This is a genomic window from Rhodanobacter sp. L36, assembly GCF_009765755.1.
GTDB lineage: Bacteria > Pseudomonadota > Gammaproteobacteria > Xanthomonadales > Rhodanobacteraceae > Rhodanobacter.
The window spans coordinates 1,112,987-1,134,258 of sequence record NZ_LMUV01000002.1; the positions used below are offsets into that span (position 1 = coordinate 1,112,987).

Annotated in this window: 20 protein-coding genes; 14 read left to right on the plus strand and 6 right to left on the minus strand. The window is 62.8% G+C overall.

Going from position 1 to position 21,272, the window contains the following annotated elements:
- Positions 1-135 precede the first annotated feature (135 nt).
- A complete protein-coding gene (locus GSQ73_RS04815; RefSeq protein WP_158881483.1) occupies positions 136-1,167 on the minus strand; it encodes an alpha/beta hydrolase in 1,032 nt (343 codons plus the stop codon).
- Between GSQ73_RS04815 and GSQ73_RS04820 the strand changes: the two genes are divergently transcribed.
- A complete protein-coding gene (locus GSQ73_RS04820) occupies positions 1,166-1,342 on the plus strand; it encodes a hypothetical protein (RefSeq protein ID WP_158881485.1) in 177 nt (58 codons plus the stop codon). The two genes, GSQ73_RS04815 and GSQ73_RS04820, sit on opposite strands and share 2 nt — an antisense overlap.
- A gap of 222 nt (positions 1,343-1,564) precedes the next feature.
- Here the strand turns inward: GSQ73_RS04820 and GSQ73_RS04825 are convergent, their stop codons facing one another.
- The gene (locus GSQ73_RS04825; RefSeq protein ID WP_158881487.1) at positions 1,565-1,801 is read right to left on the minus strand and encodes a hypothetical protein; all 237 of its coding nucleotides are present in this window, start codon (positions 1,799-1,801) and stop codon (positions 1,565-1,567) included.
- Positions 1,802-1,888: 87 nt separating this feature from the next.
- On the opposite strand from GSQ73_RS04825, the gene GSQ73_RS04830 reads away from it, so the two are divergent.
- On the plus strand, positions 1,889-3,526 hold the full coding sequence (locus GSQ73_RS04830; RefSeq protein ID WP_158881489.1) for a cyclic nucleotide-binding domain-containing thioredoxin-disulfide reductase: 1,638 nt from the start codon (positions 1,889-1,891) through the stop codon (positions 3,524-3,526).
- A gap of 72 nt (positions 3,527-3,598) precedes the next feature.
- On the opposite strand, the gene GSQ73_RS04835 is transcribed toward GSQ73_RS04830, so the two are convergent.
- Positions 3,599-4,501 (minus strand): SDR family oxidoreductase, encoded by a 903-nt coding sequence (locus GSQ73_RS04835; RefSeq protein ID WP_158881491.1) that lies wholly within the window; start codon positions 4,499-4,501, stop codon positions 3,599-3,601.
- Positions 4,502-4,847: 346 nt separating this feature from the next.
- Between GSQ73_RS04835 and GSQ73_RS04840 the strand changes: the two genes are divergently transcribed.
- From GSQ73_RS04840 to GSQ73_RS04880, 9 genes are all read left to right on the plus strand, one after another.
- Entirely contained in the window at positions 4,848-6,434 is a 1,587-nt protein-coding gene (locus GSQ73_RS04840) for a glycoside hydrolase family 30 beta sandwich domain-containing protein (RefSeq protein WP_158881493.1), read from the plus strand.
- A gap of 111 nt (positions 6,435-6,545) precedes the next feature.
- A complete protein-coding gene (locus GSQ73_RS04845) occupies positions 6,546-6,935 on the plus strand; it encodes a GFA family protein (protein WP_158881495.1) in 390 nt (129 codons plus the stop codon).
- Positions 6,936-7,111: 176 nt separating this feature from the next.
- Positions 7,112-7,528, plus strand: coding sequence for a hypothetical protein (locus GSQ73_RS04850; protein WP_158881497.1), 417 nt, complete (start codon positions 7,112-7,114; stop codon positions 7,526-7,528).
- A 137-nt stretch (positions 7,529-7,665) separates the two neighbouring features.
- Positions 7,666-8,187 carry a DUF3016 domain-containing protein gene (locus tag GSQ73_RS04855; protein ID WP_158881499.1) on the plus strand — a complete coding sequence of 174 codons (522 nt, stop codon included), beginning with the start codon at positions 7,666-7,668 and terminating at the stop codon, positions 8,185-8,187.
- 326 nt (positions 8,188-8,513) lie between these two features.
- Positions 8,514-8,735 carry a TonB-dependent receptor gene (locus tag GSQ73_RS04860; RefSeq protein ID WP_158881501.1) on the plus strand — a complete coding sequence of 74 codons (222 nt, stop codon included), beginning with the start codon at positions 8,514-8,516 and terminating at the stop codon, positions 8,733-8,735.
- A 242-nt stretch (positions 8,736-8,977) separates the two neighbouring features.
- Positions 8,978-9,592, plus strand: a complete 615-nt coding sequence (locus tag GSQ73_RS04865) for an OmpH family outer membrane protein (protein ID WP_158881503.1) — start codon at positions 8,978-8,980, stop codon at positions 9,590-9,592.
- Positions 9,589-10,530 (plus strand): M14 family metallocarboxypeptidase, encoded by a 942-nt coding sequence (locus GSQ73_RS04870; protein ID WP_158881505.1) that lies wholly within the window; start codon positions 9,589-9,591, stop codon positions 10,528-10,530. The genes GSQ73_RS04865 and GSQ73_RS04870 overlap by 4 nt, the downstream gene beginning before the upstream one ends.
- Positions 10,531-10,556: 26 nt before the next feature.
- Positions 10,557-11,174 carry an NAD(P)-dependent oxidoreductase gene (locus GSQ73_RS04875; protein ID WP_158881506.1) on the plus strand — a complete coding sequence of 206 codons (618 nt, stop codon included), beginning with the start codon at positions 10,557-10,559 and terminating at the stop codon, positions 11,172-11,174.
- A gap of 85 nt (positions 11,175-11,259) precedes the next feature.
- Positions 11,260-11,955, plus strand: coding sequence for a response regulator transcription factor (locus GSQ73_RS04880; RefSeq protein ID WP_158881508.1), 696 nt, complete (start codon positions 11,260-11,262; stop codon positions 11,953-11,955).
- Here the strand turns inward: GSQ73_RS04880 and GSQ73_RS04885 are convergent.
- On the minus strand, positions 11,934-13,847 hold the full coding sequence (locus GSQ73_RS04885; protein ID WP_158881510.1) for an ATP-binding protein: 1,914 nt from the start codon (positions 13,845-13,847) through the stop codon (positions 11,934-11,936). The two genes, GSQ73_RS04880 and GSQ73_RS04885, sit on opposite strands and share 22 nt — an antisense overlap.
- Positions 13,848-14,097: 250 nt before the next feature.
- Between GSQ73_RS04885 and GSQ73_RS04890 the strand changes: the two genes are divergently transcribed.
- Complete coding sequence (locus tag GSQ73_RS04890; protein WP_158881512.1) at positions 14,098-17,376, plus strand: protease pro-enzyme activation domain-containing protein; 3,279 nt, start codon at positions 14,098-14,100, stop codon at positions 17,374-17,376.
- Between the two features lie 79 nt (positions 17,377-17,455).
- Here the strand turns inward: GSQ73_RS04890 and GSQ73_RS04895 are convergent, their stop codons facing one another.
- Positions 17,456-18,316, minus strand: coding sequence for a CPBP family intramembrane glutamic endopeptidase (locus GSQ73_RS04895; RefSeq protein WP_158881514.1), 861 nt, complete (start codon positions 18,314-18,316; stop codon positions 17,456-17,458).
- A gap of 77 nt (positions 18,317-18,393) precedes the next feature.
- Positions 18,394-19,446, minus strand: coding sequence for a sterol desaturase family protein (locus GSQ73_RS04900; protein WP_158881516.1), 1,053 nt, complete (start codon positions 19,444-19,446; stop codon positions 18,394-18,396).
- A gap of 120 nt (positions 19,447-19,566) precedes the next feature.
- Between GSQ73_RS04900 and GSQ73_RS04905 the strand changes: the two genes are divergently transcribed.
- Both GSQ73_RS04905 and GSQ73_RS17900 read left to right on the plus strand, forming a co-directional pair.
- Positions 19,567-20,076, plus strand: a complete 510-nt coding sequence (locus GSQ73_RS04905) for a GNAT family N-acetyltransferase (protein ID WP_158881518.1) — start codon at positions 19,567-19,569, stop codon at positions 20,074-20,076.
- A gap of 231 nt (positions 20,077-20,307) precedes the next feature.
- Positions 20,308-21,198 carry a hypothetical protein gene (locus tag GSQ73_RS17900; protein WP_216844723.1) on the plus strand — a complete coding sequence of 297 codons (891 nt, stop codon included), beginning with the start codon at positions 20,308-20,310 and terminating at the stop codon, positions 21,196-21,198.
- Positions 21,199-21,272 lie beyond the last annotated feature (74 nt).

A 21,272-nucleotide genomic window follows, 5' to 3' on the forward strand; every position in this document is an offset into this window, starting at 1 on the left:
TAACGACGGCGCACATGGATGGGCCGCTCGCCATTGAATGCACGCCGGCTTCCATCGCTTCATTTCTCTCGCGCGTTTGGCTTGGACGTAGCCCGCGCGACTCGTGCATCCCGCTTGGTTGCCGTCGCAAAAAGCTCAGCCGCCTTTCTGCTTCGCCAACGCGAGGACTTTCCTGATCGCATCGATCACCACGGCGGGATGATCCAGCTGGATGTAGTGGTTCGAGCCGGGCACCACGATGTTGCGGCCGCGGGTGGAGCGGGCGGCGAGTTCGTCGTGGCCGCTTTTCCAGAGCGCGGTCATGGCGGGAATCTGGTCTGCAGGAAAGCCCTCGTAGTGCTTGTCACCACTGGTCAGCACGATCAATGGAAGATCGCCCCAGTTGCGCTGCGCTGCATCCAGTTCGCTGCTGTCGAGGTTTTTGCCGAGATAAAAAGCGGACGACTGCGATTCGGATTGGTACGTGAGCCATTGGTCCACGCTCATGTCCCAGCGGTCCTTGACGGTACGCGCGGTGGCGTCGTCGCTTTTGTCCCGATCAAGGCACGCATCGATGCGCTTGGCGTCGGTCGGCAGCTGGCCGGATTTCGCCATCGCGATGCATTCGGAGTAATCGGGTGCGTGCTTGGCGAACGCCGCCTGGACGCCGGGAATGGCGTTGAATTTTTCGTCCTGATGCGCGAACGCGGGATCGACCAGCACCATGCCGGCCAGCTGATTGAAGTAGCGGTCGGCGAAAAGTGCGCCGTTCAATCCACCCAGCGAATGACCCACGAAAACGTAAGGCGGTTTGAGATGCGCCGCTTGCAACAGGCGATGAAGATCCGTCACCTCGGCGGACGTATCGCGCGGCAACGGGCCGGCATCCGAAAAACCGTAACCGGCACGGTCGTAAGTACATGCGGTGGTGATGCGCCCGATGGCGGGCTGGATGTCTTTCCACGCAGTCGGCGGGCCGCCCAGGCCGTAGTCGAAAATCACGACGGGACTGCCGGCGCCCACGCAATACAGATTGAGCTTGCGACCGGGCGCGATCTCGACCAATCGATGCGCACGGTAATACGGCGCGGCAGCCGCGTCGTCGGCGCGAGCAGGCGTTGCGATGGACACGCCAAGCAACAACATGCCGAAGAGTGCAGCCAGTGATCGAGAGGCAGGAATTTTCATGGTTCAACCCGAGGTCGGTTCATCGATGGCAGATCGCTCATCGCTGCGTCCTCTTGAAAAAACCGAGGCCGCGATTGAGAGTGCAAGCAGCGAAATGAAAACGATCATAGCCCGCGGTCAGGGCTACGTAGCGTCGGCGCGTTTTCAAAGCCAACCCAGAAAAACGCAGGTGTGACAGCATGCCTTGAACAAAGCCGAGGGCGTGCCGCAGGGATGGCTGGCTGATCGGTTCGTGGGTACGGCTTCGGTTCGCGATCCTCGCCGTTGTTTCCATCCCACTCCAGTAGGGAAGGGCAATGACATGACTCGGCAACTAGGCGACAACAGAGGTAATGACCATTCATTCGTCACCGTGAGCGATGGCACGCGAATCTTCTTCGGCGTGCGTGGACTGGATCTATAAAACGGTGGAGGCGGCCAACTCCATGTACAGCTTTTTGCCGAACACGCCGAGCCCCACTTTCACGCAATCGTTCGGCCTGAGCGTCGGGGGAAAAATCATCCATCGCGTCGGCAGGATCGAGCACAAGCTGGCGCGCATGTAGGTCGCGATTCGTCTTCGCGATGGTTGCAATGGATGCGGCGAGAGGCGCTTCGAAAGCTTCAGTGTCGAGGCGCCGGCGTCGTCGTGCATTCGCAGCGTTATGATCGACCCCCTGTGTTTGCGCCAGAGCCGTCCATCGGGCGGTGAGTTGGCGAACGCATCGCAAGGGGGAAATGCATGGAATCGATCGGCGGCAATCTGAGCGAGATGCAACGCACGCCGCTGGCGCCCGCGCACGTTGCCGCGTTGCGTGCAGCAGGCACCGAGGCGGTCTACGCGGCCGGCAGTTATCTCGCGCGGCCGGGGCAGCCGGCCGATCGTTTCGTCTATGTCGTCGATGGCGAAATAGAGGTCGTCAACGCCTATACCGGCGAGCGGCATCTGCCCGCGACACTGGGGCCCACGCAATTCATGGGCGAGATATCGCTGCTCAACGGGGGCACCTTCTCGATGCCGATGCGCGCAGTGCGCGAGACGTCGGTGATCGAGGTGCCGCGTGCCGCGATGCTGACGCTGATGTCGCAGATACCGGAGATGTCGGACATCATCATCACAGTGTTTTCCGCGCGGCGTCGGCGGCAGATCGAGCAACGCGACAGTGCGCTGGTGCTGATCGGCGAGGAGAGCGATCGCGATGTGCGTTGCATCGCCGAGTTCGCCACACGCAATCGCATCCCCTATAGCTCGTTCGAACGCGGGAGCACGGAAGCGCGCGCCGTGGCCGCCACGTGTTCGCTGGCGGGAGATTGCTCCGCGGTCATTTTCGGCCGCGACACCATCGTTGCCGAGCCCACGCCGGACAAGGTCGCGCGCCTGCTCGGGCTGAATCTCGATCTCGTCGACGACGAGGATTTCGATGTGTTGATCGTCGGCGGCGGGCCCGCGGGTGTGGCCGCCGGCGTGTACGCCGGCGCCGAAGGACTTTGCGCACTGGTGACCGAAGACATCGCCATCGGCGGTCAGGCGGGCACGTCGAGCCGGATCGAAAACTACATGGGTTTCCCCACCGGCATCTCCGGCGCCGACCTCGTGTGGCGCGGCGAAATACAGGCGATGAAATTCGGCACGCGCTTCGCCATGCCGCGACGGGTGGCGAAGCTCGAGTTGCTGGATGACGGCCACTTCTGCGCGACCTTCGACAACGGCAGGCGCATTCGTGCGCGCGCGGTGGTGGTGGCGACCGGCGTGCAATATCGCCGCCTGCCGATCGACGGGCTGGCCGAATTCGAAGGCGCCGGCGTCTACTACGCCGCCACCGACATCGAGGCGCGCTACAGCAAGGACACGGAGGCCATCGTCATCGGCGGCGGCAACTCCGCCGGCCAGGCAGCGATGTTTCTCAGCCGCACGGCGAGCCGCGTGCGCGTGTTGGTGCGTGGCTCATCACTGGCCGCGTCGATGTCGAGTTATCTGTCGAGCCGGCTCGAAGCCGATCCGGCCATCAGCATCGAATACGGCGCTGAAGTCATGGCGCTGCACGGCACCGATCACCTTGAGTCCGTGACCATCCGCAACGTCGCCAGCGGCAGCGAGGAAACGGTGTCGAGCCGCGCGGTCTTCGTCATGGTTGGCGCCGCACCCAACACCGACTGGCTGAGCGACCTGGTCAAGCTCGACGACAAAGGCTTCGTGCTGACCGGAACCGCGGTGGGCGCCAGCTCGCCCTTCGCTGCCTCGCTGCCCGGCATCTTCGCGGTCGGCGATGTGCGCAGCGGATCGGTGAAGCGCGTCGCGTCCGGTGTCGGCGAAGGCTCGGTGGTGATTTCCGAAGTATGGAAATTCGTGGACCGGAGCAGGGCACGCAAGGCACCCTGATCGGGATGGAAGGACGCAGCGAGCGGGTCGGCTTTTTGATGCCTGCTCGTGCACAGAGAGACATGGGGTTATCTACATGTTGCTGGCGCCCGAATAGTCCATCCGCTCAAGGTCGGCGATCAGGCCCGGGCCGACGGGATGCCAATCAAGAGCTTTTTGTGTCCACGTACTCGATGCGGGGAGATCCATGCCGGCGAACATGCCGAGCCAGCCGAAATGATCGGCGGCTTCGTCGGCGGTGATGGACTTCACCGGCATGTGCAATCCGGCGCCGATGGCGGTGGCGATGTCGCGTGCGGTGATGCCTTCTTCGGCAACCGCGTGATAGCGCGCGCCGGGCTCATTGCGTTCCAGCGCCAGTCGATAGAGCCGTGCGACGTCGAGCACGTGCGCGGCGGGCCAGCGGTTGTGTCCTTCACCGATGTAGGCGGAAAAGCCCTTGGCTCGCGCGACATCGAGCAATGGACTGACGAGTCCCTGTTTGACGGTGTCGTGCACTTGCGGCAATCGCACGACGGAGACGTTGACGCCTGCGGCGGACATGTCCGCGCCGGCGATTTCCGATGCGGAACGCGGGTTGGGGTGATCGAGATTGAAGACGTCTTCGGTCGCTGGCTGGCCGTGGCCGGCGCTGCCCATGCCGGTGCCCGAGGTGATGAGCAATGGCTTGTTCGAACCGATCAAGGCCGAGCCGAGTGCCTTGATGGCCTGGCGATCTTTCTCGCAGTTGGCGACGAAGTTCGAGAAGTCGTGGTCGAACGCGGTGTGGATCACCGCATCGGCCTGCGCGGCGCCGCTGTGCAGGCTGTCGAGGTCTTCGAGTTGTCCGCGATGCGCTTGCGCACCGGCGGCAACGAGCGCGCGGGCGCCGGCATCCGAGCGCGTCATGCCGAGTACCTGATGACCTGCGGCGAGCAATTCGGGCAGCACTTTGGAGCCGATGAAACCGGTGGCGCCGGTGAGGAAAACGCGCATGGAAATCTCCTGTCGTGATGGATGCACCACGATGAACCGCATGCGCGTCGCTGCAAAGTAGTGACGTCATAGGGGTATGCGAACCAACAGGATCGCCTTGAAAGTCGCGCGATGGTCAGCGCTGCCTGCACATGCGATCTCGCCGCGCATGCGCGCCTTGCAGGGCGTGATGCACGGATCGCGAGCCAGTCAAGCGCTGCCGCGCGACCAGGCGCACGTCCTGCGGGTCGACGCTGCGGCATTTTTTCTGCACTCTTCACCGGGCCCGTGTTGCGCGGGCGGGCAGCCACCGGAGTGAGAGTGTCGCAAGTGAACCGCAACGTGAGTGATGCGCCGTGTGTGCGCCATGGATGAGCGCAGGGGAATAGCCGTCTGGCTGGGCATCGCATCCTTCGTGCTCATCAGCGTGATCGCCGTCGCCTTGATCGGTGGGCCGCGCCGCGAGAAGCCCCCGGCGCCGAAGCCGCGGGCGCCCGTGGCGGTGCGTCCGGTGTTGCCCGTCGTGCAGGTTTGGGTGAGCACGGCGGACCGCCGATTGCAGCTGGCGCGGCAGCCCGACATCGACATGGTTGCGAGCGCGGCGCTGCCGGCCGGCGTGGTGATCGACACGCGCACGACGTTTCAGTCGATGGTCGGCTTTGGCGCGGCGATGACGGATTCCTCCGCGTGGGTGCTGCAGAACCGCATGAATGTCGTACAGCGCGGCGCGCTGATGCAGGAGTTGTTCGGGCCACCGCCCGGGCTCGACTTGAACATGGTGCGGCTGACCATCGGTGGCTCCGATTTCTCGCCGCAGCCGTACACGCTGGACGATCTCCCCACCGGACAGACCGACCCGACGCTGCAGCATTTCAACGTCACGCCCAACCTGCGCGAGTTGATACCCACGATGCACGAGGCGCTGGCGGTGAATCCGCAGCTGCGCATCATCGCGTCGTCGTGGAGCGCGCCGGCGTGGATGAAGACCAGCGCCAACCTGATCGGCGGCGAGCTGCTGCCGACATTCGAAAGTACCTACGCGGACTACCTGGTCAAGTACGTCGACAATTATCGTGCGAACGGCGTCCCCATCTACGCGCTTTCCGTGCAGAACGAGCCGGGCTTCGTGCCGATCACCTATCCCGGCATGGAGATGCCCGCTGCCACGCGTGCGCGCGTCATCGGGCAATATCTCGGCCCCGCGTTGGCGCGTCGCACGCCAAGAACGCTGATCCTCGAGTGGGATCACAACTGGGATCAGCCGGATGAACCATCCAGCGTGCTGGCCGACGCGACTGCTGCGCCGTACGTGGATGGCGTGGCGTGGCATTGCTACAACGGCACCGCGTCCACGCAGACGCAGGTGCATCGCGCGTATCCGAAAAAGGACGCCTACATTACCGAGTGCTCGGGCGGCGACTGGGCCTCCGCGCGCAACGGCGAACTGATGTGGTTCGCGCGCGACCTGCTGCTCGCCGGCATCCGCCACTGGGCGCGCGGCGTGGTGTACTGGAACCTCGCGCTCGACGAACAACACGGCCCGCACTTCGGCGGCTGCGATCTCTGCAAGGGCCTGGTCACCATCGACTCGCACACCGGTGCGGTGAGCCGCAACGACGAGTACTACGCGTTCGCGCACTTCAGCCGCTTCGTGTTGCCCGGCGCCATGCGTGTGGGCTCCAGCGAAACCGACAAGATCATCAACAACGTGGCCTTTCGAAACGCATCCGACGAATCCGTCGTGCTGGTGATGGTCAACAGCCACACTGACGCGCGCCGCGTCACCGTGACGCAAGGGCCGGTCGGTTTCCAATACATGATGCCGGCGCAAAGCGTGGCGACATTCGTGTGGAATCCGGATCAGGCGGGCACGTGGATGCGACGTGCGCTGCACTGGTGGGATGGCGTGCGATGGTCGGAGGATGTTTTCGGCAAGCGCGGTGCGGGCAAGTAACGTCACGCCGTTCGTGGTTCAGGATTTACCGACGAAGCGCTTGCACGAAGCGTGTCCCGGTTTGCAACCTGTGCGCGGGCCACGGCAGCATGAAAGACACGGAGGCGATCCATGATCGAAGGTTCCTGCCGATGCGGTGCAGTTCACTGGCAGTTTGATGGCGAGCCTGGTGGCGCGACCGCGTGCAATTGCACATCGTGCCGACGCTACGGCGTGCTGTGGATCTACGACTACGAGAACGAAGCGGTGCGCGTCAGCGGCGCGACGCAATCGTACTCGCCGGGTACGTCGCTCACGTTCCACTTCTGTCCGACCTGCGGTTGCCTGGTGTGCTGGCGCGGCACCGAAACGGATGAAGCCGGACGTCGCCGCATGGGCGTCAACATCCGCCTCTGCGAACCTGAGGCGGTGGCCGAGATTCCCATCGATCACTTCGATGGGCTGGTGACGTTCGAAGACCAGCCGCGCGATGGAAAATGCGTGGCGGATTATTGGTATTGAACGGCGTTTGACGATGGTTTCGTCAAGCCGTTTCCCTGAGTAATGACAGAATGAAAATCCTGTTTTGCATGCTGCTGGGTCTTGCGATTCCCGGTGCCGCTTTGGCTGATCCATGTGTCGATCAGATTCCTTCGGAACTTCGACAGCTACTGCATCGGCGCTTCGCCGATGAGCGTTTGCCGATTTCCACGGACTCTGCTGAAGACAATCGGTTGCAGGCCAGCAAGGAAGGCAAATGCATTCTTGAAGCCTGGATGGATCTCGATGGCGACGGACTAAGGGATGTGGTGTTGCTCATGCCATCCGCAAGAAAAAGCATGGAATATCGTGTGGTGGCGGCGATGCATCGACGCGATGGCTGGAGCCTGACGACGGTCGCGGAAGAGAACAGCGAGTTCGCCAGCCTTGAACTCAATCGCGCACCCGCGGGTCTGTACGTCCACACAAACGACTATGCGTTTGTTCCCGAGCCTGGTGTGCTTGAGCGGTTTCGGTCACGTAACGACGGCTTTTACATAGGCGCGGTAGAAGGTGGCGCTGATGCCTATTTCCTGGATGGCAGACGATGGATACACGTCCACGCGATCGATTGACGTATGCGTTATTACGGTGAATGCACCCGTTAAGCCAGCCGTCGCTTATCGCCATTGACGCGGACGTACACTGAGCCTTGCTTCAGCGTCGCCACGCGCGCCTGGTCCGGCCGCTGCCCTGTTCCGGGAGTCATGCCATGAAATCCTCTTCGCTCGTTCGCCTTCTTTGCGCCGCCTGCCTGGCTTTCGCTTCTGCCGTGACCTATGCGGCGACGCCGCCGCCGGACAACGTCAGCGTGCATTACAAGGATCCGAAAAATTTCACGGAAGCCAAACTCAGTGCCGGCATCAATCAGCTCAACGCGGATGACTATCTGAAACCGCTCAAGGAATACATCGCGCAACGTGCGTCGCGCATTCTGACGTCGGGACAGCATCTCGATATCGAGGTCACCGATGTGGATCGTGCCGGCGACTTCGAGCCATGGCACGGCCCGCGCATGGATCAGGTGCGTGTCATCAAATCCATCTATCCGCCGCGTATCGATCTGAATTTCACGCTGACCGATGCCGACGGCAAGGTGTTGAGCAAGGGCCAGCGCAAGCTGCGTGACCTCGCCTTCATGGACGATAGCTCGCCCGCTCTCGATTCGGACTCGCTGCGCTACGAAAAGGGCCTGATCGATCGCTGGCTGCGCAAGGGCGTCGACAAGCTCTGATCAAAAGTCGACGCAGCGACGCGACAGCGTGTGCGTCGCGTCGTTGTGGATTGGCTGGCTCATCGGGAAGAGGCGCTGGCAGATCTAACGCGACGGCACGTTCTACATCGAAAAAAACTTCCGACTTCGGTCGGTCCATGTGCATCACGCGCGCTGCTGATCTGCACGAGGCGGTTGAGCAATACGCGTGAAGGTGAAAGTGCCATCGCGGATAGCACGCAAACACAAATTGCCTGACCCGCAAGCCTGCTCCGTGTTCGTCGCCACAGCTATTGCGCCGACAAGCGCCTATGCTGCCTTGGCGAAGACGCCTGAGGAGTTCTGCAATGGTCGATGTCACTGGCAAGACCAGTAATGGCTGCACCTACGAAGGCGACTATCGGCCCGGCAGCGCCGGTCGCGTGCACTGGTCGGTCACTTTTCGCCGCAACGGCGATTACGCAGGCATGCGCCATGGCATCGTCCACGGGATGCACGGCATCGAGGAAGCGACAGTAGACGCAGCCGTGCACGGCGACATCGAGTCGATCTGGACGCAGGCGACCTGAATGCATGGATGTTCGGTGTCTTGACCGCCGGGTCACTCACGCGTCATTGATTCCATGGGGTGTGCGGCGTGCAAGCCCAGTGGCGTAGCCAGAATTCAATACAAGGGCTGAAATCCCGGCGGTTTCGCGCGATCCGGACATGGTCACGCAGCAGGAACGCCTCGATTGGTATGCTTGGGAACCACGCGGCCTTCGAACAGTCGATGGACGCGTACATCTCTTCCAACACTGGGTATCCCGACATGAATCTGCATCGTTCCGTTCTCTTTGCCTCGCTGGTCGCCGTAAGCGCTCTTTCCGTCATCCCTGTGTCGCCCGCGCGCGCCGCTGCCGCCGACAACCTGAGTGGCGATGCGGTACCCGGCGTCTGCATGCTGTCGCGTGAGGCGGTTTTCGCGCAGGCCAAGATTGGACAGGCGGCGAACCAGCGTCTGACGCAGCTGACGCAGCAGGCACGCGATCAATTGGTCAACCAGCGCAAGCCGATCGACGCGGACATCCAGGCGTTCGAGCAGAAAGCACCGTCGCTGACCGAAGCGCAGCGCAAGGAGCAGGGCGCAGCCTTGCAGCAGCGCATGCAGGCGTTCCAGGCGCAGGCCGGCGAACTCGACCAGCGCGTGCAGCTCACGCGCGGCAAGGCGATGGAGCGTATCGGCCAGCAGGCGCAGCCGCTCGTTGCCGATGCCTATAAAAATCATCGCTGCGGACTCCTGTTGAACCGTGACGCCGTGCTCTCGGGCAACACGTCCAACGATCTCACCGCTGAAGTGGTGCAGGGTCTGGATCGCAAGATCACCACCATCACTTTCAATCTTGAGCAGCTTCCGGCAGGCGCCAGGAATCAAGCGACGCCGTGAGTGATGTCGCGCCCTATCCGATAGGCACGCCGGGACAGCCGTGGGGTGACGCGGAGGTCGCCGATTGGTTGTCGCGGCAAACGCGCAAGCGCAGCTACGACGAGGACGTGGTGCGCGCGATCGATGCGCTGCGTTCGCGTTTCGATGTGTCGGAATATGGCCGTCTGGACGATGCATCGGGCAACCATCCGCTGTTCGCGATCCGCAGCCGCCACTGGCGCGATGATCTGCCGTGCGTGCTGGTGACAGGCGGCGTGCACGGTTACGAAACCAGTGGCGTGCACGGCGCGTTGCAGTTCGTCGAGCAGCACGCGTCGGGCTATGAAGGGCGCGCCAATCTGCTGGTCGCGCCGTGCGTCAGTCCGTGGGCCTATGAAGCAATCCACCGCTGGAATGCTCGCGCGCTCGATCCCAACCGATCGTTTCGCGAGAACAGCCCGGCTGCGGAATCGGCGGCACTCATGCAGTGGGTGGCGCCGTTGCGTGATCGCGTGCTTGTGCATATCGATCTTCACGAAACCACCGATAGCGACGAATCGGAATTCCGTCCCGCGCTAGCCGCGCGTGATGGTGTGCCGTACGAGCCGGGCGAAATTCCCGATGGCTTCTATCTCGTCGATGACAGCGCGCATCCACAGCCCGCGTTCCAGCAGGCGGTGATTATGGCCGTCGCGAAAGTCACCCACATTGCGCCGGCGGATCGGCATGGCGACATCATCGGATCGCCGATGGTTGCGCGCGGGGTCATCGAGTACGCGCTGACGAAGCTTGGCCTCTGCGCCAGCATCACCCGCGCACCGTACAAGACCACTACCGAGGTCTACCCCGACAGCCCGCGCGCCACGCCCCAGCAATGCAACGCCGCACAGGTGGCTGCCGTGTGTGCGGCGATCGATTTCGCGCTGGCAAACCCGCTGGGCGTACTCCCCGGGCAGTGACGACTTCGCTTCTCACAGGAACCAGCATGCAACGCATCGCACTGATCGGCGGCACCGGCAATGTCGGACAACGGGTCTCGCGCGAGGCACGTCGTCGCGGGCATGCACTGGGCGTTGTCGCGCGACACCCCGACGAATCCGCGAACGACAACGGCGTCACTTTCGTCCAGGGTGATGTGCGTGCTGATCCGCAGGGCGTCGGCGCTGCGCTGCGCGGTTTCGACGTGCTGATCAGCGCGTCGCGCTTCGTCGATGTCACGGCGGCACAGGTGCTGGCTGTCGCGCATGCTGCCGATATCGCGCGTGTGCTGGTGGTCGGCGGTGCGGGCTCGCTGGAAGTCGCGCCGGGCATGCGTCTGGTGGACAGCGCGGATTTCCCCGCCGCATACAAGCCGGAAGCATTGGCGGGCGCAGCGTTTCTCGATGCGTTGCGCGAGACGGATGACGTGGACTGGACTTACCTGTCGCCCGCCGCGGTTTTCGTACCTGGCGAACGCACCGGAAAATTCCGCATCGGCGGCGACGCCTTGCTCGTCGATGCCGAAGGCGTCAGCACGATTTCTTACGAAGACTTCGCCGTCGCATTGCTGGATGAAGTGGAAACGCCCGTGCACATTCGCAAGCGCTTCAGCGTGGCGTATTGAACGATATCATCGCGCTGCCGGTCGGCATCGACGGTATGCGGTATGGTTGAACCATGACCGTTCCACCTCCACGCCAAGTTGATTCATGCCTGCCGAAAGCCTTCGCCTGCTGCTGATCGAAGACGATGCGTTGTTGCGCGACAGGGTGCTGACGCCACGGCTCACGCAATTCGGCTTCGAGGTGATGGCGATCGGTCACGTCGCGCAGATGACGCAGGCGATCGAGCGACGCAAGCCGGACATCGTGCTCCTGGATATCGGATTGCCCGAGCGTGACGGCTTCGAAATCGCGCGCACCTTGCGCACGCAATTCGCCGACATCGGCATCGTGATGCTGACCGGGCGATCGGAAACGACTGATCGCGTGCGTGGATTGAGCGAAGGCGCCGACGCCTATCTTTCCAAGCCGGTGGAGATCGACGTGCTGGTAGCGACGCTGCACAGCGTTGCGCGACGACTGCGCCCGTCGATGCCGCGTGCCGCTGCCGCCGGTACCTGGAAACTCGATTCGGACGACTGGTTGCTGATCGCGCCATCCGGCGAACGCGTGATCCTGAGCAAGACCGAGCGTCGCCTGCTTGAGGAACTGATGAAGCAGCCGAACCAGGTCGTGGTGCGCGACATGCTTATCGGCGCCATCACCGACGACGTCGTCGCCTTCGATCCGCATCGGCTGGATTCACTGATCCATCGCCTGCGCCGCAAGGTGCTGGCGGCGGTCGGCGAACCGTTGCCGCTGAACGCGGTCCACGGGCAGGGCTATCTGCTGGAGATGAGCTGAAGCGCTTCATCCTGTTCGCGGCGCGCCGCAGCGAACACGCGGGCAAGCAGTACGGATGGCGAGAACGGTTTGGGCAACCGCTCGCTGTGCAGGTCTTCCGGGCCGTCGCTGGATCCGTCACTGTCCAGGTATGCGGAAATAAGGATGGCCGGCACCGCGTGCAGGGTTCCGCGCAACCGGCGCAGCAAGGTCTCGCCATCGATGTCGGCCATGCGGTAGTCACACACCAGCACGTGCGGCGGCTTGTCCATGCGTGCAACCAGCCGTTCGGCTTCTGCGCCATTGGCCGCCTCGCTCACATCGCAGCCGCCTTTTTCCAGCGCGGACGCGAGCACGCCGCGCAAGCTGTCGTCGTCATCGATGAGCCATACGCGAACGCGGCCCGCAGGCAACACATTCGAAACGGACGGCTGCGTCACGTCGGCCATCGGCAGAATGATGCGGAAGGTGGTGCCGCCGCCTGCGGTGCCATGCACGGTGATGTCGCCACCGGCGCGATGTACGAGGCTGTAGACCACGCTGAGGCCGAGTCCGGTGCCGCGATCCACCGGCTTGGTTGTGAAAAAAGGTTCGAAGATGCGATGCACGTGCTCCTGCGCAATGCCCGTGCCCGAATCGCGGATCGACAGCGCAACGGTCGATGTGTCCGGTGCGTCCAGCGTGATCGTGCATTGACCGCCATCGGGCATGGCGTCGCGCGCATTGGATGCGAGGTTGAGCAAGGCGAGTTCGAACTGGCTGCGGTCGAAGCGGATCGGCAGGTCGCGGCTCGGCATCTCGATGCTCAATTGCACCGACGACGGCATCAGTTGTCGCAACAGCGGACGGATGTCGCGCAGGGCTGCCGCGGCATCAAAGGTTTCGGTATGCGTCACGTCGTGGCGGCTGAAATTGAGCAGCTTGCTGCACACGGCTGCGCCGCGACGTGCGGCCAGCTCCACGCCTTCCAGCGCATCGGCCATCGCCTGCGCGTCTTCGTCGGGGACGACATCGGGATCGAGGCGGTCGCGCTCCGTCGCAAAACCGAGAATGATGCCGAGCACGTTATTCATGTCGTGCGCGATACCGCTGGCCAGCTTGCCCACGGCATCCATCTTGCGCGCGTGCAACAACTGCTCCTGCGTGCGTTCGCGCTCGGCGATCTCGCGTTTCAGCTCGCGCCGGTGTGCGTTCGATTCGTCGAGGCTCTCGCGCAGTGCGTTGATGCTGCGATCGATGACGATGGCGATGAGCAGGTAACTCATCAGTGCGCGACAGGGAAAGGCGATGTAGGTTTCCAGTGCGACGCGCCAGAGTCTTGCATCGCTGAAGATCTGCGGCGGAATCACGCCGATCGCGAATACCAGCGCCAGCACGCCATAGGTCGTCCATAACGCGCGTCGCCCGAGCATCAGTCCGCTCAGGGCGAGTACGACGACCAGCGTGAGGTCGACGAAATTTTCGTGGTAGCCGAAAGCGCCGTACGCAAGCGCCGCCGATCCCAGCACCACGCCCACATAAAGCGACACGGCCAGGCGAAAGCGGCCACGGCGAATGAGCCAGATGCCGATCCAGGCAGCCAGTGCCATGAAGACGTCGGTGACCAAGTCAATCGCGATGGCCGCGCGCGGGCCGGTGCGCGCGGTGTCGTAAAGCGTGTCGCGCAGGTAGTTCCAGTTGAACAGCAGCAGGTACAGCTTGTTCAATGGCATGCGCGTGCCTTCGAACAGCAGCAGCCATTGCATGAATACACCGTTGCGCCGGTCGACGGGATCGTCGATCGGGATGCGCTGGAACCAGGCAAGCAGTCGCTGAAGCATCGCCGCGGGCACTCCGGTGGGTCTTGCGAACATCCAGACACCTTCCGTGTGCAGCTCGCCGGCGTTTCGACGCGCCGTCGGTTTCATCGACATTTAGACGTCCAAATGTCGGTGAGAATTCGGTGATATTACGACCATAACGGCGTGTGTGACTAACCCGCGCGGCTGACCTAAGCTCCGGACGGTTCGTGGCCCGTTCGCGTTGGGGCGATCGCGGCAAGGAACGACCTTGGAGCCGGTGCACGTTGACGGGAAACGTCAGAACTCACATCCATCGCACGATCCAGAGTGGGGATTTCAAATGTCTAGCAACAGGCCTTTACCTTGGCTGGCAGGCGCCGTCATGGCGTTCACGGGGATGTTGTCGTCCGCGACGCATGCCGCCCAGGCGACCAGCATTCCCGACTTCACGCCGGACACGGCGCGTATCACCGGCGCGATCGACAACACCAAACTCTTCACGGTGCCCGGCAGCAAGCCGGCGTTGGCCGTGGCGAGTCAGGACACCGGCGCGCTGCCGCAGGTCCGCACCATCCGCAACGTGACGCTGCTGCTCAAGCGCAGCGCGACCAAGCAGGCACAGTTCGAGAATTACCTGGCGCAGCTGACGACGCCCAGTTCGCCGTATTTCCACCACTGGCTTACTGCCAAGCAGGTCGGCACGATGTTCGGTCCGGCCACCGCCGATATCGGCAAGGTCGCGCAGTGGTTGCAGTCACAGGGCCTGCATCTGGACGGCGTCTCGCCCACTGGCATGTCGATCACGTTTTCCGGCACCAGCGCTGCTGTCGGCAACGCATTCCACACCACGCTGCACGGCTTCACCGTCCATGGCGAACAGCATTTTGCCAATGCGAGTGTGCAGCAGATTCCCGTGGCGCTGGCGCCGGTGGTCTCCGGCGTGGCGTCGCTCAACAACTTCTTTCCGAAGCCGCAGCACGCCGATGTCGGCACCGTCACGCGCGACAAGCGCTCCGGCCGCTGGAAGACGGTGTCGCGTGCCAAGGGTGCACCGCAGATCACGCTACCGCCCGGCACAATCGATACCGCCACGACGTACGACGTGGCGCCGCCGGATTTCAACACCGTCTACAACGTCGGGCCGCTATGGAACCGCAGCACGCCGATACGCGGTGCGGGTCAGACTGTGGCGGTGCTTGAGCGAACCGATGTCCTGCCCGCTGACGTGCAAACGTTCCGTGGCGCTTTCCTGCCCGCCAGCGCGATCGGTGCGGTGAGCTACATCAATCCGCAACAGAATGCGGATGACACCAGTTGTGCCGACCCGGGCCGCAACGGCGATGAAGGCGAAGCCGCGCTCGACGCCGAATGGATCGGCGCCGCCGCACCGGATGCCAATGTGGTGTTCGCCTCCTGCGACGACAGCCAGAGTGCAACGTTCGGTCCGTTCATTGCCGCACAGAATCTGCTCAGCGGTTACGTTGCGCCGATGCCGACGGTGTTCAGCCTGAGCTATGGCGAATGCGAGGCCGCGGGGTTCGTCGATGGCATGGTCGAAGAAGCCGGCGACCTGTGGTCGCAGGCAGCCGCAGAAGGCGTCACCGTGTTCGTTTCCACCGGCGACGCCGGCTCGGCTTCGTGCGACCAGAACGGGTCCGCGGCGTCCCAGGGCATCACTGTCAACGGGCTCGCATCGACGCCCTACAACGTGGCCGTGGGCGGCACCGATTTCAACGATTACAACAACACCGCGCCGTACTGGAGCCAGTCGAACACCACGCTCTACGGTTCTGCGCTGAGCTACATCCCGGAGCAGACCTGGGATACCTCCTGCGCGAGTGACACGCTGGATGCCGTGCTCGGTTTCAGCAATGGCGTGGACGCCTGCAACACGCCTGCCGGTCAGCGGTTTCTCAACACCGGCGGTGGCGGTGGCGGCGCCAGCAACAACTGGTTCCAGCCATTGTGGCAGGTCGGCATCTATGGCTCGACCAACGTCGGTGCGCGAATGATCCCGGACGTCTCGCTGTTCGCCGCGAACGGTCTTTACGGACACTCCCTGGTGTACTGCATGTCCGATGCGGATGAAGGCGGCACCCACTGCGATTACACCGATCCGGACAGCGTGTATTTCAACAGTGCGGGCGGCACCTCATTTGCCGCACCGGCGATGGCAGGCGTGCAGGCGTTGATCAACCAGGCTTCGGGTACGCCGAGCGGCAACATTCTGCCGGCGCTGTACAACCTCGGCACCAAGGAATACGGCACCAGCCATTCGCCGAACACGGCCATGCTGACTGCGTGCAGTTCCAGCAACGGCACTCAGGTCGATGCGAAATGCATCTTCAACAATGTCACGGTCGGCACGATCGATGAGCCATGTTTCGGCGGCACCAACGATTGCTACAACGGCAAATCATCCAAGGCTTATGGCGTGCTGAGTGCCGGTGGCATCGACCAGCTCGATCCCGCGTGGAGCACCAACGCCGGCTACAGCTTGGCCACGGGGCTTGGCAGCATCAATGCGAGCAACCTGGTGGATGCGCTGAACACGTTCTATGCGCCGTTCAAGAACGGCTATGTCGCGCCGTCGGATTATCTGTCGTCGGCGAATGAATCGCAGGGCGATGGCTACAGCGACATCGCCGTACTGGAACCGGTCAATGCCAGTTTCCTGCAGCTGGGCATGAAGGGCTCGATCGCGCTCAACAACATCGCGCAACCGATGCCGGCGGGTTATGCGATCAGCGCTGTCGGTAATTTCTTCACGCCGGCCGGTACGATCTTCAACCGCGACATCGACAGCATCGCGCTCACCGGCCCGGGCAACCAGCTCTACGTCATGCTGTCCGACGGTTTGGGCGGCGCCGCCAACTATTACGAAAGCACGGCGATCGGTGACCCGTATCCGGCGGGTTGGAGCATTGCCGGCGCCGCAGCTTTCGATAGCGCCGGCACCGACGAACTCTTCCTCGCCAATCCGCAAACCGGTCAGGTGCAGTGGCAGCAACTCGGCTTCACCCTGTTCTACATTCTGGGTAAGGCCCACTACACATTCCATGCCACTTCCTCGCCGGTATACAACGGCCCGGCGGGTTTCGTGCCGCACCTGGCCGACGTCAACGGGGATGGCTTCGCCGATATCGTGTGGACCGGCCCGAATGCCGCGAACAACACGGTCTACCTGTCGATCAACAATCAGCGGGGAAGCTTCGACACCACGCAGATCGCCGATCGTCCGGCCGGATTCACCTTGTTCGGCGCAGGCGACGTTGCCGGCCACGGCGTGACCTCGCTGTTCTGGACCAACCCCACGGCGCATGCGCTGACGCTGTGGACGATGGACGGCGCGACCATCGCTTCTCAGCAGACGCTGCCGGTGCCAACCGGCTACACGCTGGCGAGCATCGCGGATTACGACGGTGACGGCCTCGCCGATATTCTCTGGTCATCCAGGGCGCAGTTCGGTTCCATCGCGCTGGGACCGGCCATGTTGTACGAGTGGCTCAGCAACGGCAGCGGCGGCTTCAGCAGCCAGGCGGTGGCCGATCTCGACGGCAAGCAGATGACCGTTCCGGCAGGTGCGTTGATCCAGGCCAACCGGTTGCAGGGCGGACGGGTGACCTCGGGCATCGACACGTCGACGGGCGTCAGCCACTGACGCATGGCCTGACAACACAGGAATGAGCTCGAAGCCGGAAGTGATCTTCCGGCTTCTTTTTCTGCAACGCGTTCGAGTTTCAGGCGGCCGTCAATTCACCACGCCGACGCCAGAACACCACGGCGACCACGATGCACACCAGCGGCAACATGAAACCGAATTCGTCGATGGCGTAAGGCGTGATGTGACCTCGCGGGCCGGTGATCGGCGTGAACCATTCCTGGATGAAAAGGTTATGGCTGGCATGCAGGATCGCCGCGGGCCACAGGCTGCCCGAACGCAATCGCAGCCAGTTGAAGGCGACGGTGATGGACATCACCATCACCGCGAAACACGGCATCGCGAACCACCACGGCGTGCCGGCGTTGTAATCGGCGAACAACAGGATCGGCAGATGCCAGACGGTCCAGATCGCGCCGGTGAAAAAAGCGCCGCGCGTGAAGCCGAACGCGCGCGTCATTTCCGGTGCGAGAAAACCGCGCCAGCCGATCTCCTCGCCCAGTGCGGTGGACGTGCTCTCGACCATGCCGATGGTCGCGAGCAGCAGCAGCGATGCGGCGCCGACCAGCCACATCGGCGCGTTAGGCCAGCCGAGGTCTTTGGCCATGTGCGCGAAAAATGTCGCGTTGCCGAAATCGCCCAGACCGGTGAGCCAGATCAGCAGATAGGCCGCGCCTGCGTAGGCGACCGGCAGAAGATACGCCACCGTGTTCCAGCGCCAGCAGCCCCAACCGAAGCCCAGTTCTGCTACCGGTTTCCCCGTGATGCGGCAAGTGATCAGCGCGGCCGTTCCCGGGCTCCACATCAGGCCGGTCACGTAAAGACCCATGCCGCCGCCGACGTGGCCACAGCCGATGATCAGCGCATAGAACACCGCGCTCAACACCAGCGTCAGCAACAGGAAAATGCCGATGCGCGAGGTAGCGCGGTCGATCGTCATGACGTGCATCCGTTGAGGTTCGCCCGCATCAATAACGCCGGGCAGCGTGGGCCGCAAGGGCCGAATCGGCGCGACAATCAGACCATGGTTGCTGCACTCGTTTCGGACGCAGTAGCTACGGCCTCGATGGGCACTGCCTGATTGAATTCGGAGTGCTGCAACAGCGCCTGCTTGCTGGCTTTCGCGGTCTTGTGCTGTCCATCGTGGCTCCAGCCCGGTGGCATCACCAGATACAGCAGCTTGCTGCGCAGGCCGGGAGCCTTCATCACGTCGCGCCCCAGCAGATAGAACTCGCCGAGGTAGGCGTCGATCACGCTGTACCGTTTCACCGGACGCGTGATGCCGTATTCGATGGCGATGTCGTCGCGCTCTTCCTGATAGGTGCGGAACACCCGATCCCAGATGTTGAGCAGGTTGCAGAAATTGGTGTCCATGTAGAGCACGTTGCGCGCGTGGTGCACGCGGTGGTGCGAAGGCGTGAGCATCAAACGGCCGAGCACGCCCATGCGCGCGTTCGGCAGCACCTTGTCGCTGATGTGGATGAACTGTCCCCAGAAGCCGTCGATGATCATGATGAGGAAAAGCAGCGGCGGGCTCACGCCAGCCAGCATGCAGATGCTGGTGCGCACGAAATCGGCGTACGGCGCTTCGAGGAATATGTGCGCGTAGTTCACCGTCAGGTTCATCGCCACCGGCGCGTGGTGCGTCGAGTGCAGACACCAGAGCAGGCGTACCTTGTGTGCCAGATAGTGATAAACGAAGTGCGAGAACTCCCACGCCACATAGCCGTATAGCAGTCCATACCAGGTGAGCCCGGCCTGGAACAACGCAAAGCGCTGGAACAGGCCGATGCATAAACCGACCATCGCGATCGAGATGAAGTTTCCGATGAAGCGGTTCGCCACCATGATCAGCAGTGGAACCTGATAATCCTCGCGCTTGAAGGTCTTCTGCGCCACGCTGCGCAATAGTTCGAACAGAAGCAAGGGCGGAATCAGCGGGCCGAGCAGGGCGCCGAAACCATCCACTGTCAGCAGCGCGCGGTAATCGCCGGTTGCGATGATCTGCAACAACGGTTCGATGCTGAAGAACTGCAGCAACTCGTGAAGAATGGCATCGAGGAAATGCATGGCGGCCCCTGTCGCGGCGACACACGGTCGGTAGAAACGTGCGCCCGACTATACAACCGCGTTGCGGCCGCAGCGCCCGTGATCGGTCACACTATGCGTCCTTTGAATGGACGACTGCCGATGCTCCGGGACGCGACACCTGACGATTTTCCCGCCATCCTCGAGCTCAACGAAACCTTTGTCTCGGTGCTCAGTCCACTCGATCGCCCCGGCCTTGCGCGGCTGCATGCGCAAGCTGCGTTGCATCGGGTAATCGAACACGACGGCAAGATCGAAGCCTTCCTGCTGGTGCTGCGCGAAGGTCTGGATTACGACAGCCCCAACTATCGCTGGTTCGCCGCGCGTCATGCGCGTTTCCTGTACGTGGACCGCATCGTGGTGGCCGGCAACACGCAGACGCGCGGCGCCGGCAGCGAGCTCTATCGCGATGCCCGCGCACTAGCACTGCGCGACGGCGTGCCGATCATCGCCTGCGAGTTCGACATCGAACCGCCCAATCCCGCTTCCGCGCGGTTTCACGCGAAGCTCGGTTTTCGTGAAGTGGGCCAGCAGCGCATCCGCGACGGCAGGAAAGTCGTCTCGATGCAGGTGCTCGACGTGGCAGCGGAGATGGCCGTCGGAGCCGTCTGACCTATCCGCTTCATGGTCTTCACAGCAACAGTTGGCACGCAGCGTGCTGCAACCTGGGTCGGCTGCATGGGCTTGGATTACTGAACTCGCCCGTCCGTATGGGCCGCAACTTCTTGCCGTATGCTGCCCGCGCGTTCGCCGATACGCGAGCGCGTCGTAAGCCAGGAAAGTGCCGTTGACCGCGAGAACGGTCCGGTTCCATTACAACTGCTCGGCTGAAAGGGGAAAAACATGAAACGTATATTCAAGGCAATGCTTGTTGTCTGTGTCCTGTCGTTGGCGTTCATCACGACGGCCCATGCGCAGGCGACGCGAACCTGGGTCTCCGGTGTCGGTGACGATGCGAATCCGTGCAGCCGAACGGCACCGTGCAAGACCTTCGCCGGCGCCATTTCCAAAACGGCGGCTGCCGGTGAAATCGATGCGCTTGATTCGGGTGGTTTCGGCGCGTTGACGATCACCAAGTCCATCACCATTGATGGCGGCAGCAACCTGGCCGGCGTGCTGGTTGGCGGCACCAACGGCATCAACATCAATGCCGCGGCAACGGATCGGGTCACGCTTCGCGGACTCACGTTCGACGGCGCCGGTACAGGCATCGACGGCGTGCAGATCATCGCGGCCGGCAATGTGGTCATCGAGCACTGCACGTTCCAGGGATTCACCCGCAACAACATCGCGTTGAGCATCACGTCGGCCGGTTACCTGATGGTGAAGGACACCACGATCATCGGCGGCGACAAAGGCGTCGTCATCACGGGGACCACCGGACCGGGACCGGTCTCCGCACTGCTCTCTAACGTCACCGTGCAGGGAACGCGCATCGGCATACAGACCTTGCGCGGGCATATCGATGGCACCCACGTCACCGTGCAGAACACCTCTGCATTCGGTGCGCAGGCGTCAATCGGCTCGATCGGCCTGGAGAGCAGCCTGTTTTCCGGCAACTTCACCGCGGTGCAGGCGCAGCCGGGCGGTCAGGTCAACCTGTCGAACGTCGACATGTTCAACAACACCTTCGGCATCGGCTCGGGCGGCGGCTTCGTCAACTCCGCGCTCAACAACCGCCAGTTCAACAGCACCACGCCGGGCACGCCTACCGGCAACATGATCGTCCAGTAACGAACGGCACCTGCATCAGGTGCGGTGGCTCGACATCGGGCAAGGCGCGACCATTGAACCGTATGGTTCAATGG